General features: G+C 61.2%; 10 protein-coding genes and 1 pseudogene. 5 read left to right on the plus strand and 6 right to left on the minus strand.

Annotated elements, in window-relative coordinates; genetic code table 11:
• Together fucP and rbsK are read right to left on the minus strand one after the other, a co-directional pair.
• Positions 1–1,374 carry an L-fucose:H+ symporter permease gene (gene fucP, locus CFB35_RS30845; RefSeq protein ID WP_060010783.1) on the minus strand — a complete coding sequence of 458 codons (1,374 nt, stop codon included), beginning with the start codon at positions 1,372–1,374 and terminating at the stop codon, positions 1–3.
• Between the two features lie 40 nt (positions 1,375–1,414).
• Positions 1,415–2,341, minus strand: a complete 927-nt coding sequence (gene rbsK / locus CFB35_RS30850) for a ribokinase (protein ID WP_059578976.1) — start codon at positions 2,339–2,341, stop codon at positions 1,415–1,417.
• A gap of 238 nt (positions 2,342–2,579) precedes the next feature.
• Here rbsK and CFB35_RS30855 point away from each other — a divergent pair.
• Positions 2,580–2,798, plus strand: a pseudogene (locus CFB35_RS30855) (transposase); the annotation flags it as partial.
• Between the two features lie 262 nt (positions 2,799–3,060).
• Here CFB35_RS30855 and CFB35_RS30860 read toward each other — a convergent pair.
• The gene (locus CFB35_RS30860; protein ID WP_124659082.1) at positions 3,061–3,303 is read right to left on the minus strand and encodes a hypothetical protein; all 243 of its coding nucleotides are present in this window, start codon (positions 3,301–3,303) and stop codon (positions 3,061–3,063) included.
• Positions 3,304–3,583: 280 nt separating this feature from the next.
• Between CFB35_RS30860 and xopAD the strand changes: the two genes are divergently transcribed.
• From xopAD to CFB35_RS30880, 4 genes are all read left to right on the plus strand, one after another.
• Entirely contained in the window at positions 3,584–10,465 is a 6,882-nt protein-coding gene (gene xopAD, locus CFB35_RS30865; RefSeq protein WP_089466056.1) for a XopAD/skwp family type III secretion system effector, read from the plus strand.
• A 548-nt stretch (positions 10,466–11,013) separates the two neighbouring features.
• Positions 11,014–11,190, plus strand: coding sequence for a hypothetical protein (locus tag CFB35_RS35165; protein WP_155634578.1), 177 nt, complete (start codon positions 11,014–11,016; stop codon positions 11,188–11,190).
• A gap of 12 nt (positions 11,191–11,202) precedes the next feature.
• On the plus strand, positions 11,203–11,433 hold the full coding sequence (locus tag CFB35_RS30875) for a hypothetical protein (RefSeq protein WP_089466058.1): 231 nt from the start codon (positions 11,203–11,205) through the stop codon (positions 11,431–11,433).
• Positions 11,405–12,829 carry a phenylacetate--CoA ligase family protein gene (locus CFB35_RS30880; RefSeq protein ID WP_230951160.1) on the plus strand — a complete coding sequence of 475 codons (1,425 nt, stop codon included), beginning with the start codon at positions 11,405–11,407 and terminating at the stop codon, positions 12,827–12,829. Before CFB35_RS30875 ends, CFB35_RS30880 begins: the two co-directional genes overlap by 29 nt.
• Here the strand turns inward: CFB35_RS30880 and CFB35_RS30885 are convergent.
• The 3 genes from CFB35_RS30885 to CFB35_RS30895 form a co-directional block, all read right to left on the minus strand.
• Positions 12,731–14,029, minus strand: coding sequence for an MFS transporter (locus CFB35_RS30885; RefSeq protein ID WP_059578991.1), 1,299 nt, complete (start codon positions 14,027–14,029; stop codon positions 12,731–12,733). The two genes, CFB35_RS30880 and CFB35_RS30885, sit on opposite strands and share 99 nt — an antisense overlap.
• A 62-nt stretch (positions 14,030–14,091) precedes the next feature.
• Positions 14,092–15,396 carry a glycerol dehydrogenase gene (locus CFB35_RS30890; RefSeq protein WP_256940249.1) on the minus strand — a complete coding sequence of 435 codons (1,305 nt, stop codon included), beginning with the start codon at positions 15,394–15,396 and terminating at the stop codon, positions 14,092–14,094.
• A complete protein-coding gene (locus CFB35_RS30895; RefSeq protein WP_059579109.1) occupies positions 15,347–16,177 on the minus strand; it encodes a shikimate dehydrogenase in 831 nt (276 codons plus the stop codon). The genes CFB35_RS30890 and CFB35_RS30895 overlap by 50 nt, the downstream gene beginning before the upstream one ends.
• Positions 16,178–16,233 lie beyond the last annotated feature (56 nt).

The raw sequence follows: 16,233 nt of genomic DNA on the forward strand, positions 1-16,233 counted from the left end.
TCACGCTCCCGACGTGTTGCGCGTCGCGGCGTAGCGCGCGGGCGCATGGCCGTCGGCCGCCGCGTCGGGCGTGGCTGCCGGCAGGTGGCGCAGGCAGTAGAAGCCGTAGTAGACGATCACGACGAAGCATGCGAGCGGCACGACGAACGCGAGCTGCATGTTGCCGCCGGTGTGATCGGAGATCAGCCCCTGGATCAGCGGCACGACCGCGCCGCCGACGATGCTCATCACGAGGATCGAGCCGCCGTATTCGGTGTCCTTGCCGAGGCCGTCGATCGTCAGTCCGTAGATCGTCGGCCAGCACGGGCCGAGGAACATGCTCACGCACACGGCCGCATACACGGCGGTGATGTCGTGCACGCCGATCGTGTACGCGAGCAGCGCGATGCACAGGATGCCGTAGACGATCAGCACCTTGGCCGGGCCGACGCGTTTCATCACGAGCGTCGCGACCAGCTTGCCGACGAAGAACGCGAAGAATGTCGCGAGCAGGTAGCGCGATGCGCCGCGCTCGGTGAGGCCGCCGATCTGCATCGCGAGCCGGATCGTGAAGCTCCACACGCCGACCTGCGCGCCCACATACAGGAATTGCGCGACCACGCCCGCGACGAAGCGCCGGTTGCCGAACAGGCGCGCGAGCGTGCCGCGCGCGTCGATCCGGTGCGTGAGCGCGCCCGCGCCGTGGCCCTTGCACGCCGGGTACGGCGTGAGCGCGAACACGATGAACACGGCGACGAGCACGACGATCAGCCACTTGTACGGTTCGAGCGTGGCCTGGATCATCGCGAGCTGGTGCCTGTGCGCGTCGGCGGCCGACATCGCCGCGAGTTGCGCATGCGACGCGTCGCCTTCCTTGAAGATCAGGAAGCTGCCCATGTAGACGCCGGCCATCGCGCCGAACGGATAGAACGTCTGCGAGATGTTCAGGCGCCGCGTGCTGGTGTCGCGCGGGCCCATCAGCGTCGAATACGAATTCGATGCCGTTTCGAGAAACGACAGGCCCGCGGCGATCACGAACAGCGCGACGAGGAACATCCCGTACTTCGCCATCGACGCGGCAGGGAAGAACAGCAGGCAGCCGGTCGTGTAGAGCAGCAGGCCGACGAGGATCGTCGTCTTGTAGCTGAACTTCTTCACGACGGTCGCGGCCGGAATCGCGAGGAAGAAGTAGCCGAGATAGAACGCGGACTGCACGAACGCCGATTCGAAATCGGACAGGAAGAACGATTTCTTGAACTGCGCGATCAGCACGTCGTTCAGGTTCGCGGCGGTGCCCCACAGCGCGAACAGGCAGCACAGCAGCGTGAACGCGAAAAGCGGCGTGCGGTTCAGGTAATAGCCGTCGGGGGCGTGTTCGATCCGGGCTCGGCTCATGGGTGTCTCCTTCCCAATGTCTCGTCGATGAAGGCGCCGGTCAGAGGCCGGCGTCGCGGAGGAAGCGTTCGAACGTCGCGGCGTCGGCGTACGACTTCTGCGTGCCGAGGCCCGTGACCGAATGCGCGGCGTACGCGGACGCGTGGCGCATCGCGTCGAGCGCGTCGCGCGACGCGGCATAGCAGCGCGCGAAGCAGCCGATATACGCGTCGCCGGCGCCCGTCGTGTCGCGCGCGTCGACCGGGACACCCGGCACGTGCCGCGCGCCGTCGCGCGACACCAGCAGCGAGCCGTTGCTGCCGAGCGTGACGAGCACGTGCTTGAGCCCGCGCGCGACCAGCGCTTCGGCGGCACGGGTGGCACGCTCGCGCGAATCGACCGGCATGCCCGACACGATCGCGAGCTCGGTTTCGTTCGGCACGAAGAATTCGACGGAACGGATGCGTTCGAAATCGAGGTCGGCCACGGCGGGCGCGGGGTTCAGCAACACCGGAATGCCGTGCCGCGCGCCGAATTCGATTGCGTAATAGACGGTGTCGAGCTCGATTTCGAGCTGAAGCACGATCAGCGCGCATTCGGCGAGCATCGGCGCGGCCGCGTCGATGTCGGCGGGCCGCAGGTGGCGGTTCGCGCCCTTGACGATCAGGATGCTGTTGCTCGAATCGGGCTCGACGAAGATCGGTGCGACGCCGCTCGACACGCCGGCGACCTTGCGCACGTGCGTGGTGTCGATGCCTTCGCGCTCGAAGTTGCGGATCGTGTTGTCGGCGAACACGTCGTCGCCGACCTTCGTGACCATCACGACGCGCGCACCGAGCCGCGCGGCCGCGACGGCCTGGTTCGCGCCCTTGCCGCCGCAGCCGAGTTCGAAGTTCGGCGCCTCGAGCGTTTCGCCCCGAACGGGCATGCGCGCGACATAGGTCACGAGGTCGACCATGTTGCTGCCGATGACGGCGATTGTCTCCATCTGTTGTCTCTTCCTTGGTATAGGGGGGCGACCGCGCGCGTGGTCGGCGGTTCACGAAATATGATAATAAAATAACATGAAGTGTGAAAATGCAATCCTGTGATGTTAGTGGGGTCACTTTTTGGTCGACGGGCAGGCGGGTGAAAACTCCATCCTGGTGTCGGCATACGAAAAAGGTCGCACTTGGATGAAGGGAGGCAATGTGCAAAAAGACCTAGGCCGGAAATCCACTCAGTGCGAGCAGGGTATCGAACCGGTGATCGCCATGCGCAGTACCGGACATGGCTGTGGCCCTGGCAAATAGCGCTGGGTCGTTGAACGCACGCATGCTTGGCTGCATCGCTTCCGTCGCCTCCGTATTCGTTTCGAGCGACGTACGGACGTTCACGGCGCGTTCCTCAAACTCGGTCGCTGCCTGATCTGCTGGAATACCCTCCGGCGCGTCGAGCCGTCTTGATGAAACCGTCTCTCAGGAACCGAGCGGATTACAGATCCGCTGGATAGGCAAGCGGCGAAGTGCCCCGGCATTACAGTGACGAGTTGGACGCCACAACATACGCACTGCGAGCCGCCTCCCGCAGCGCGAGCCACGCGACCCGGTTTTCGCTTTCCGGAAGACGTGCTGCATGGCACAAGATGCGGCGGCTTCGTTGCGCCTGGTGGCACATTTCTTCGCGCGAGTACCTGACGATGCGCACGACCTCATTACTGTAGCGTCTTTAGACCGCGATGCCTACGGAGGCCAATGCCATGAGACCAAAGGTTTCGAACTCCCCCAGCATTTCGAGGGAAGCAGATACCACGCCGGAAAATTTGTCGCCATCGTCTTCGGTTGCATCGCAACCGCGAGCCGTGTTTCGGCCAGCAGGGATGCCGGGGAATTTCCAGTCGCGAGCAAATACCCGATCCGAGAACACGGCGTCCATAGGTTCCGGCTCCATTCGGCAGTCGGGCAATTTCATAAACCTTTCCCGTACGCCCCGCAGGCCCTCTGTATTCTCAGGGACCGGAACAGGTACGCTTGGTGAACATGCTACCCAACCGGTGCCAGCGCGGCCTCAGCGCCTCGCCGGGTCGCAGCGGGGAGTTCGCACGGTTGATTACGACTTTGCGAGGAAAGGGCCATCTCGGGAGGCAATCGCCTACCGTCCTGTTGGTGGCCTCGATGCGAAGGTCCTGCTCGAACAGCGCAAGCGGCAACAGCTCTATTTGCAACATACCGCCAGATATTCACGCGCGGACGTGCTGGACCTTGCGACCGCCAACGTGCTTGCAGGGAAAAAGGGGCATCCGAGGGCGCTCGCCTTTCTGGATCCGGAGGGCAAGACAGATGTGTCGCTGTTTTTGCTTGGCCGGTATGTGGACGCGCTCGACAAATGCACGCTGCGCTCGGGGGACGGCCGGCACGAGCCTCTGCAAGACCCGCAGGTCGAGCAGCGCATAGAGGATGTGGCGCACTACTTGGTCAAGGCGGAGTGGTTGAATGGCGGGTCCGTCTATCACCTGGCCCACTTGTCGAACCGGCTGAGCAAGTTCGAACGTCTTCCCGCAGCTCTGGGTGCAATCGAGAAAATCGCTCGCGAGGTGATGGGACGTGGGGGAGACGCGGACTTTAGGGATCTAAAGGTGACGGCACTTCTGCTCAACGCGTTTTCGAAGCTCCCGAGCGAACCGCGTAATGCGGCGCTATCCCATGTCGCAAATGTTCTGCTGGAAGACGGGGACTGCCTCGCCAGACTGGAAGGACAGGGCCTCAGTATGGCACTCAATGCATTTTCGCAAAGTGCTGACGTCTCCCAATGTGCGCAAGCGGCAGCGAATCTTGCTCAGCGTCTCGCGAGCACGCCGACGTTGGCGACGACGCTGGACGCGCAAGGCGTAAGCAACGTGCTCGGCGCGCTTGCCAAGTGGCCGGGAGATTCTTTGTGCGCGGCGGCAACCGAAAATGTCGCCGCACGCTTGAACAACAGCAGTACGATCCTTGCCGATCTGTCGCCGCAGGGTGTTAGCAACGCGCTCGCGTCGCTGGCGCGAGACGGACTCAAAGACCCATCGCAAACGGGGTTACGGCTTCTTGTCGAGCGTCTGCAAAACGAGTCCGCGCTGCGCAGTCAGCTGAGCGCACAGGAAGTCGCCAGCGTACTTAATATCGTCAGCAAATGGCCTTCGGCGCGCCCCTGTATCGAAGTCGCGCAAGCGCTTACTGGTCGCCTCAAAAACGAGCCGGCATTGCGGGAAAAGCTGCAAGAGCAGTCCCTTGCGAATGCGTTGACCGCCCTATCGAAATGGCCGGAGCAGGCTGTCTGCAAGGCGGTCGCGAGCACGCTTGCCGAGCGTGTCGTTTCTGAACGCGACCTTCAGGTCGGCTTCAATGAACAGGAGATCAGCAACGTATTAGGCGCGCTGTCGAAATGGCCGGATTTGCCCTATTGCAAGGAAGCCGCGCTCACGCTCATTCCGCGCATCGCGACCGATCCGAGCGTCGTACGCTCTTTCAACCAGCAGGAGGCGGTTCAAACGCTCAATGCATTGCGGACGTGGGCGAAGCACCCCGAATGTATGCAGGCGGCTCGCGCACTGGCCGGCGTTCTCGTGCCGGGTGAAAACGATCAAGGTCCGTTAGCCCGTCGCCTCACTGGGGGCCACGTCAGTTTGACAGCGAATGCGCTCAGTTATTGGCCGGAAGACGACCAGTGCCGCGATGCGGCACTTACTCTGATTCGTCGCTTGCGTGCAGAAGGCGACCTGGTGAAGCACCCGTTGGATTCCCTCAATGCGCTATCTGCAATGGCGCGGCTTGCACATGTCCTGGAATTCCCCGACGGGGCCCGCGAGATCGCCCAACGCTTGCGCAGTGACGAGGAGGCAATCGCTACTGCCGGTGCACAGGAAATTTCAGGCATGCTCGTCGCGCTGTGCAAATTCCCGCAGTACGACTCCTGTACAGAACTTGCTGCCGCATTAGCCGCACGCCTCGTCGGCGATGCAGAGTTACGCAAAGGCTTTTCTGCTCATCAAATGAGTGGGACGCTGAACGCGCTCAGCAAGATGCCGGATCTTCCAGGTAGTGCAGAAGCTGCTCGGGAGTTGGCAAGGCAACTTGATCAAGACAGGTCCAAGCTCAACGCGATGAACAGCGAGGACGTCAGCAACACGCTTAACGCCTTGTCACATTGGACCGCCGAGCCGGCCGCCCTAAAGGTCGCCGGTGCGCTTGGTCAGCGGATCCATGAGGACGATGGTCTTTGCGCGACGTTCAACGATCAGGGACTGTCGAACACGCTCGTCGCACTGAGTAAATGGCCTGACGATGAGCAGTGTGTTGCAGGTGGACGGGCGCTTGCCGAGGCGCTCATCGAGCGCCGTGCTGAATTTGCCTATCCGGAGAAATTTGAAGCGCGTTCGCTTGCCACGATCGCCAACGCGTTGAGTCGCTGGCCTCGTGAGCCGGCATGCACCACCGCTTTGCAGGCCATCGCCGAAACGCTATCCGAGGGCAAGCGGCAATGGAGCGAGTTCAACATGGTGTCGCTCGCGCAACTCGCGAATGCGATGTCACGCCTCCATTCGGCGGACGATAGTGCCGACGACCTACAAGCTCTTTCGCAGACATGTCTGCACATGCTTGCGGCCCATCTCGACACGCACAAGATCGAGCTGCTCGGAACAGCTTCCGCCAAACATTTCGGCGTTATCTTCAAGGCGCTAGGTTCGGCCAACATGCAGAAGGCGATGAAGCCGCTCGTCCCGACTGCCCTTGGACGCGTCCATGCGTTGATCGACACGGACGCCCTGCGCGGCGAAAACCTGGAGTCGCTGGGAACACTGTGCATGGGCCTCGTGCCGGTACAGCGAAGCCCGGAACTCGTGCGTCATCGCAAAGCCGCACTAAAGCTGATGGATCGGCTAAAGCCGATTGCGGATCGTAAGATTCAATTGTTGTTGGATCAGGCAGATTCCACACCCGGAAATAGTCGAGAGGATCAGTCTGCTACTGGCGAGCCGGCAGAACAGTTCGATACGCGTCGCCCCGCCCTGACTTTCGTGCACATCCTGAAGTCGTTTGCGATCACGCAAAGCTTGTGGAAAACGCGCTGGGTAGACGCGCCACGTACCGAGGTGGCACAGCAGCGTGCGGAGCTAAAAGGTTGGGTCGAAAGCCTGCTCGAGCGCACGCGCGACACGGTCACCACCGATCTGCAGGAGATGAGTTGGAATCTCATTGCGCAGATCGAAGTCGGCGACGACATTCTCAATGCGCTGGATGTTCGTATGCGCAGAGATGAAGCTTTGTTGACGGCAAAGAGCAAACCCATTCCGCTCGACCTCGATAAGCTGCAGGCGAGCATGAAGACGAAGCCAGGCACGCTGCGTCCGGTTCGGCCAGGAGAAGGATCGCCGCACTACACGCTCATTGATATGACCGGCAAGACGTTGCGGAGCGAAGAGTCCGAAGGAGGACCCCAGTATTCCTTCTATTCACGCTTGACGGGCCAGCCTGTGACAGAAGTCAAGCTACCTGGTCCCTTGAGCCCCTTCATGCTGGCGCGCACGATCAACCACAACGGCGAGCAGTGGCGCTTCGATATGTTCGGCGGCAGCCATTTGAAGGTGCCGAGTATGCGTCCGCAAGCCATCCTGGCGGGTTCAAAGCGTGGATACGGCCGGCTTCCGGCGATTCGGTACTCGGACAGCGCGCCGACGAGCCCATTTATGAAGCTGGTCTCAAAGCTGGGGCCGCAGCGAGAGGATTGGTCGCGAATTCAGCGCTCTCTACTCGAGATCGTGCCCGCCGACCACGCCGTGGAAGGGACGGTGAGGATTGGCTGGTTCCCGGACGTGCCCGGACCGGAACATCCGTTCAAGCCGGTGGATCCCGCCTCCGGCAAGGAAATAAAGCTATGTCCGAACGACGGCTGTGGGTTCTTGCGCTACGAGGCCGCCATGCAGATTCCGGTCGTGGCTGAGCTCATCAATGCGTGGACCGCTTGTCGAGATGGTCACGCCGACCAAGCACAGCGCAAGCTAATCGAGTCGTTCAAGCAAGAGCCCAGTTACATGGCTCCCCAGGCGCTACAGCATTTCCCTCGCGACGAAGCAGCGGTCAAGGAGGCGAGCGATCTTATCGAGGAAAAGCTGAATGAACTGGTCAAGGCAACGACGGTTGTCGGCAAGGCACCGGGGCTCGACGCGCGCCGGCCTGGTCCTCTGGATCCGGACAACGTCACAAAGCTCGAGCAGTATCGATTGCTCGTCAACGGCGGCTACGAAGGGCGCAAGATCCGGGCGGTGCCGTCTGCCGACGACAACCTCCACCTACCCAGGCAAAAGGGCGAGACGTTCGACAAAAAGGGCGGTGCCGTCCTGCTGGGGAAGCCGCCGTACGACAAGGAAAACTTGTTGCCTATTGAGGAAGACCGTGTGAAGACGATAGGGTCTGGCGATGTCACGGCGAAGTTCCTGAGTAACGACTGCTTTGCGATCCAATATAGTTATGCGGGCTTCGATGACGCCAAGCAGTCGGATGCAGACATTCTCCATAGCAAAGGGATGCTGATTATTCCGCCGAAAGGATCCTGGCCAGAGGCGTACCAGCACCTTGATCTAGCATGTTCCACGGAAGACATGAAGACGCTGTCTACTTGGACGGAATCTCGAAACCGCGCGCAATCGCCCACGTCGATGACGACAACGGGCAGCCTTCGTGTGAAGGATCTGCTGTTGCCTGGCGAACTAGGCGCGGTGCCGATCAGAGAGTTGCGCAAGCGGGACATGGACACCGATGGAGATGACGCATATGTATTTGCCGGTTATCCCAAACTCACCGAACACATCGCGAAAGTTGTAACGGATCGCGCAAGTCGCAAGGGCGTACATCGCTCGTTTAAGCCGCCGAAGACGGCACAGACGGCCTTTGATTCGGATCGTCACTACCACGCGGGGCGTGCGCGAAACATCATCGACGCCCAACAGGGAGATGCGCTCGTAGGCAAGGCCAGCATGGCGGCCGTCCGCTTTATGGCGCAACCTGAGGCATTGCGTCACAAAATGGCGGAGGACTGGATGTTCGGTACCTATGACGGTGTCGATCGCGATCTTCGCAATACGTTGCAGGATCTGATTTCGGACAGCAGCCCGAATCGCGCGATGCTCGACGAGCAGTTCGAGGCGGCGCAGCAGGCCGTCGAGGCGGCTCATCATCCTGTCGCCAAGGAGGTCGCTGAACTATTGCACGGGGCCATCGCCGATTGGCGGCGGACGCTGGACGGCGAGAAGGCAACGCCAGCCGTTTCGACCGGTGCTGAACTTCAAAAGCGGTTTCCGGAATTGGCGGAGAGCTACGGCAAGGCACAAGCGCCCGTCGATCGAATCGCCGCAATCCTCGATCACTATCCCGTGTGTCGCCTGCCGGCATCGAAATTCCCGCAAGGGCAACCTGGCTATGTGAAAGGAGAAGTCGAACTTACGGCGCGCAATCTGCTGACGCTGGCAGTCAAAGTGGGTACTGATGCGCTCAAATCGAACACCGGGACGGAGACCTTCATGTCGGTCATGGCGTTGTTCGAACGTGTCGAGAAGCAATACGACGAACGTGTCAGGACGGTTCCCTACGGAAAAGAGACAGCGCGCCTGTTGCGAGATGACCGCTTCGATGCCGATAGCGCGTTGGAACAATTGCGTAAGATGCCTTCCATGGCTGCAGCCGTCATGGAAACCTCGATCGAGCAGCAGCAGCGCTTCGGTCTGTTGGCGCGATCGCTCACTCCGCGTGAGCGCATCGCGCAAACTGCGTCACAGGCGGAGATCGAGGCGGAAGCAAAGCGCATCCGAGCGACCGCTGCGCATGTCGAGAAAGTCGCGACGCCTTTAGTGACCAATGTCGTGGGCAAGATCGAGGGCGGCAGTTTGAAGAATATGGACCATCGGCTCAAATCCGTAGGTTCGCTGCAGGAGAAGTTGAGGCGCTTCATCGGAGTGCGCAAGCTATCGCTCGCAGACGCGAGCGCCGGCGTGAACGACGCCGTGCGATATTCCGTGGTGCTGGATTCGGCTACGTTTGCCAAATCGTATGACCTGGCGATCGCTGAGCTGGCGAAGAGCGGAATGGAGCGCGTGAAGGTAGTCAACCATTTCAGAAAGCCGTCGGAGGCATTCAACGCAGTGTCGGTCACCTGCGAACTGAACGTGCCAAACGATCAAGGTAATGAAGAACGCCGACTCGTCGAGATTCAATTCCATACCGCTGAAAGCTTTGAGCTCAAGGAAGCCAACCACGACCAGTACAAGTTATCACATGCGCTTGAGCTGGAAGGCCGGCACGAGGACCGAGCGAAGTTGCTCGCGGGTACCCTTGAGAAGACGAAGGCGATGCCAAAGCCGGAAGGATGGCTCGAGATCGATGACTGGACTCGAGAGGTGGCCCGTCCAAAGGATATCAAGCCGAAGGCGCCGCGTTTGAGTGGAATGGTTGCGTGGGGGCCGGCGAATCAGAGAGCTGGGGCGTTGGCGAGCTCGGCCTTGCAACTGGAGAAGGTGTGCACACCGACTGTCGAGAAATTGATAAAAGGCGTCGGCGGCGAATGGGCCGAGGGGGAAAAATGGCGTGCGTCATTGCTGAAGAAGGAGGCATCCATCGCGCGCAAAATCGACGTGATTAGACGCGAGCGGGGCCTGACTTTGGACGAAGCGGCCCAGCACGTGCGCGACGCGCTTCGCTATACGGTGAAACTAAAACCCGAGTCGTTTACTGCGTCCGCAAAGCGATTACTCGAGGACTTCCCTAAGAACGGCTTTGAGGTGATGCGGGTTCGCAATGCTTTCGTGGAAGATGACGGTACATATCGCGGAATTAACGTCGGGCTGCGGACCGCTGACGGCAAAGATTTCGAGGTTCAACTCCATACCGGGAAAAGCTTTTACGCAAAGCAGAAGAACCACAAGCGTTACGAAAAATTGAGGTCGCTTAGCAGCACGATCGAGGCTGGCAGCGATCGGGCGGACGGCAATGATATCGATGTCTTCGACACGGAGCGCCATCGCTTGTCGAATTTAATGCGTTCGCAGACTGCGAGCGTCGAGATACCGGCTGGTATTGAGACAATCCAATCTTTCCGGCGCTACTAATTGACGTCGTATGAACCAACCCGGCTTTCGAGAAGGCCGGTTGGTTCAAATTCAGGCCGGTTGGCTTGATTCCGTGCGCTGAAAACGGCGCGACGGACGCGCATTATGTGCTCGACGACCTACCGAACAAGATACTCGCGGCAGCGTATCAGATGGTCCTGCCGGATGCCGCCGCGCGTTGCCGCGTGATACCGAGATGGCATTGGTCGAAGCCGCGCACGAGCTTGAGGCGAGCGAGCAAGCCTTTGCTGTCGTTTCGACCAGCAGCACGCGCTGCAACGTCGGCTCGCGCAGACCACATCGAACCCGCGCGCGGCACTGGCGCAGCCCTGCCTTCTGAAGGCCGCGTTTTCTGGCCGGATCGCGTCTGGCCTGCTCGTCGGTCACTGTCGATTTTCCTTCCGATCGTAAAGATTCTTTCCGTTCAGATCGAATACGGCGGATGGTCGCGTCGACCGCACCCGCCCACCAGACAACGCTTCCCGGTCGATTCGATATTGGCACGGGCTTTGCAGTACTGGAGCGTAACGAACCGGAGGAGGCGCCCGATGCCAGCGGTACGTACGTCGATCCCGAAAGTGATCGGGATACCCGAGCCGGGCGAGCGTCGCTCCAGCGACGCAGCGGCATGCGGTCCCGACGTGCTGTCGATGTCCGCGTTGATGGGCCTCATGGAAGCCGCTTGCGTCGACGCGATGTGCCAGCGAATGCGGCGCGACGAATGATCGATCGGCCGCATGACGCATGTCACGCATCTGGCGCGGACGCCATTGGATGTCCCGGTTGTCGTCACCGCGACGTTCCGGGCGTTCGATGGCGAACGGTACTGGTTCGATGTCGTGGCGACCGATGCGGCCAGTTCGGTGGCGAGCGCGAGTCACGCGCGCTCGATCGTGGAGCGTTCCGCACTCGCGTTTCAGTGCGCAAGCCGTCGCGGCCGTGTCGGCGATATGGGTTCGTCATGCTAAAGGAAACGGGAACATGAAAGTGGAGTCGTCAGTCAACGCAGGCAACGCGCTTTTCGACGAAGCATTCGAAACCCTGCCTCCCGGGCAGGTGCGCCGGCATCAAGACGCGCTATGGCCGTCGCAGTGGGACTACATCCGTTCGATGTCGACGTTCTATCGCGGGAAGCTGTCGCGCTGGATCGACCGAGAAGTGACGCTGGATGCGCTACAGGAGCTGCCTTTTACCGAGAAGGACGAACTCCGGATCAGCCAGGAGGCGGCCTCTCCATTCGGCGATTACGTGGCGTGCGGCGAGGCGGGCGTGTCCCGGCTGCATCGCACCTCCGGGACGACCGGACGCCCGCTGATTCTTGCGAACAGCGCGGCCGATGCGTACCGGGTCGCACGGGTCGGCGCGCGGTCGATGTGGGCCGCTGGATTGCGGCCGACGGATCGCGTGGTGCACTGCCTGAACTACTGCATGTGGACCGGCGGCTTTACCGATCACACGATTCTGGAGGCGACCGGCGCGACGGTCGTACCGTTCGGCGTGGGCAATACGCGTCTGCTGATCGATTCGATCGTCAATCTCGGCATCAACGCGATTTCGTGCACGCCTTCGTATCCGGGGCTCATCGAACAGATCCTGCGCGAATCGACCGACCTTCGTCCTCGCGACCTGAAGCTGACGCTGGACCTGTTCGGCGGCGAGGCCGGGCTCGACAATCTGGATCTGCGCAGCGCGATGGAAGAGAAGTGGGGCTTCCGGATCCGTAACGCCAACTTCGGTTTGTCGGAAGTGCTGAGCATTCTCGGCGGGCAAACCGACTGGACCAACGACTTGCTGTATCACGCGAGCGACGTGGTCTTTGCCGAAATCGTCGATCCCGCCACGCTGCAACGCTTGCCGATCGAGACGGGGACCGTCGGCGAACTCGTCTGCACGCACTTGCAGAAGGAGTGCCAGCCGCTCGTTCGCTACCGCACGCGAGACGTCGTCACCGTGACCGGCGTCGATCGCGGGCCGGACGGTCGCACGGCATGGCGATTCCGCGTCACCGGCCGCACCGACGACATGTTCAACGTGCGCGGCATCAACGTGTTCCCGAGCGCGGTTCGCGTGGCCGTCGAATCGTTGCCGCAATGGGCGTCGGGAATCTTCCGGATCGTGCTGAAGGGGGACGGACCGTACGACCGGATCACGATGACGGTCGAAGCCGCGCAGGGGCTCACGGGTAAGCTCGGAGCGACCGCACGCGGCCGAGGCGGGGCCCCGGCATGGCTCCGCCTCGGCTCAATCGGCCGGCACTCGGCGGCATCATTCGATATCGTCGAGCTTTACCCCGGTGTTGTTCTTCCAGGTCACGACGGCACAACTCGCGATGATTGCCACCACGATCAGATAGACGTTGAATAGCTGTCCCTTTTGAATCGAATACAGCCACGCGTTCAGATAGGATGCCGTGCCACCGAAGAGCGCCACCGCGAGCGAAATGAAGAAGCCGAACAGACGAGTGCGGTAACGCGTCGGTACTTGTTCCGAAATGGCGGCAGGCTTGCTGCCGGTAATGAACGCAACGAGAACGAGCCCGATTGATTGCGTGGCCAGCAAAGTCCATGGCTCGCTGGAAATCAGGCTCCATAGCGGAAAGATGGTGATCGAGATGCCGAGCAACGAAATGAGCGTGGTCACCTTGCGCCCGGTGTAATCGGAAAGGCGCCCAATGAGCGGAAGCACGATCAGATAGATCACCTGCGCGATGCAGCTCATGGTGAACGCACGGTGCGGATCCATGTGCTTGACCGTGATTGCATAGATGGCGGCGGACGTTACCCACGTATAGTAGGTCAGCGTCGATCCGGCTTCGTACACGAACAGCTTGAGGCCTTCGCGGATGACCTTGGCCCGGGGCCACGGCGCATGACGTGTGTTGGCCGATGTATCGATGTCGATGCTTTCCACCATGTTGCGGCGCAGCCAGAGCGCGAATATCGCGAGGAAGCCGCCCGTCGCGAACGGCACTCGCCATCCCCACGCCTGCATGGCATCCGGTGAAAGGAACGCCGTCAACGACGCGAGAAAAAACGTGGCAATCAACGAGCCGGCGCCGACCGAAATGAATACGGCACTCGACCACAAGCCTCGCTGGGACGCGGGGGCGATCTCGGCAACATACGCATAGGACGCCGTCGTCTCGCCGCCGTGTGCCGCGCCCTGCACGAGTCGCGCGAGTAACAAGGCAGCCGAAGCCCAGCTGCCGATCGCGTCGTATGACGGGATGATGGCGATCAGGAGGCTGGCAAACGCCATGAGCAGCATCGTGCTCAAGAGTACCGAACGGCGCCCGACCCGGTTCGCTATCGCGCCGAACACCATGCCGCCCAACGGGCGAGCGAAGAAGCCCGCGGCGAACACGGCCAGTGTACCGAGCAGCGACGATGTCTTGTCCGTGTTGTCGAACAGCGCGCCGGCGATATAGACGGATGCCACCGTATAGATCGTCCAGTCGAACCATTCAAGCAAATTGCCTAGACTAGATGCGATCAGCGATCGCCGATGAGAGGACGATCGTAACGCCGCGGGTCGCGACGTAGAAAGATGGGAAAGGTAAGTCATGACGTCTCCAGTTGTTTTTGATGCGGGGTTGGATGCGCGCCCGATTCGCGCAATGCCGAGGCTCAGGCGGTTGCGTGGTCGATTGCATCCATCGCCGCGACGAGGTCCTCGACGCGGAGCGGACGCTCGAAATTCGCCGAATGAGGCGCCTGTAACGTGAATCTGGCGACGGTCTCGTAGTGGTCCCGCGTAACGGCCCCGGGGCCCAGGTCGCTCAGCCGGACAGGCAGGCCGATGCGTTCATACAAGCCGGTCAGATCGCGCATGAAGTCCGGTGCTCGACCTTCGAGCTGTAGCTGTACGAGCAGCGCATATGCGACCTGCAACCCGTGTGGCGCTGCGGCCGCCGTTTCGATTCGGGAGAGGCCGCGCGTCATTGAATGTGCGATCGAGAGCCCCGCGCTCTCGAAGCCCAGGCCACTCATCAGAATGACCGCTTCGACGAGTCGGTCGAACCCATGGCCGGTGCGGCCGTGCGCGAGTTCGTCCAGCACCGTTTCGGCGTCGGAGCGGATCAGCGAGAAGCATTCACGCGCGAGAATGTACGCGGAGTACGACGACCTGGCGCCGAACATGTTTTTTCCGCCACTGCGCAAGCACTGCTCTGCCTCGAAGTATTTGCTGATCGCATCGCCAATTCCGGCCAGCAGAAAATGTGTCGGCGCCTTCGCGATCACCGCGGTATCGACCAGCACGTACGCGGCGCTGCGCGGCAGGTGCCTGACCGATGCGAGTTGATGGTTGTCGTCGTAAAGCACATAGTTCTTGGAAGTCGGCGAGTCGTTCGATGCCACGGTAGGCACCGTGATCAAAGCGCAACCAGCAGTGTCGACGAGGGCCTTTCCGGCGTCCAGCGTCTTGCCACCACCGATTGCGACCACGACGCCATAGTCGAACGATTGCGTGGCACGCTCCAGTTCGCGCACTTTGCGATCCGTGAGTTCACCGTCGAACGCCAGCCAGAGGACGTCGATTCCGTGTGCGTCACATGATGCCGCGATGCGCGCGCCGAACTGCCTTTTCACGAAAATGTCGCAAAGAACCAATGCACGCTCCGAGCAATCGCGGATGTATTGACCGATCTCGTCGAGGACGCCATCTCCCTGAATGTATCGCCCTGGAGATCCAAAAATGAGTGCAGTCATGATTTCGAGTAACAGAGAAGATGGATCGATGCGGGGTCTAAACCGGATGCAATCAAACTGACGCGCCGATGACCACCGATGTAATACGCATTCCAGAATGGCCGGGCGGCTCGGCCCCATGAAGCACGGCTTGGATGGCGTATTTGCCAACACGCCCGGCAGCATGGATGCATCAATCCGTGCGGCCTGCGGCCGGAAGCAAGAATTGGACAAACTGGTCAAGTTGCGATGTAACCATGTGCTCGCCGCGGTGAATGCGAGCGCCCCGCGCTTCGGCTTCCATCAGAAACCGCGTGACGGCAGGTTGCATGACGACCTCCGCGACGACCATGCCCGCCGTGAGCCGCGAGGTGTCGCACGGCAGGGCGTCGTCAGGCTTGAGCCCGAGTGACGTCGCGTTGATCACGATGTCGTGGCGGTCGGGTTCGCCGCTGTCTGCGGTTACCGCGCAGTCCGGCACCGCCTTTCCGACGAGTGCGGCCAGATCGTTCGCCTTTTCCCGATTCCGGTTCGCAATGGTCAACCGCGCAATCCCTTCGCGCGCCAATGCCAGCGCAAGGGCGGTTGCCGCCCCGCCGGCACCCAGTAGAAGCACGCGCTTGCCCGCAAGCGCAATACCCTCCCGCCGCATGCCGGTGACGAATCCGGAGCCGTCGTACATGCGTCCCGTGTAGCTGCCATCAGCGTTGCGGCGCAGCACATTGACGACGCTCAGCAGCGATGCGTCCCCCTCGAGCTCGTTGCACAGTTCGGCCGCAGCCTGCTTGTGCGGAATCGTGAGGACGATGCCGGCCAGATTGGCGATGTGCCGCAAACCGTCGCATGCCTGCACGAGATGTTCGGGACGCACGGCCCACGGGACCATGATGGCGTTGACGTTCCGGCTGGCGCAGAGCGTATTGAACAGCGTCGGCGTGCGGACATGAGTGGCAGGCCATGCCATCAGGACGATGAGCTGTGTTTCGCCATTGACGATCGGCGAGGAGGGTGGGGTGGTGAGCATACGCGTCTCCGTGTTCTTGATGATATATGATGCATCATTATTCGAGTGCCCCGCAA

Origin of the sequence: Burkholderia sp. AU16482 (assembly GCF_002223285.1) — a bacterium.
GTDB classification, from domain to species: domain Bacteria; phylum Pseudomonadota; class Gammaproteobacteria; order Burkholderiales; family Burkholderiaceae; genus Burkholderia; species Burkholderia semiarida.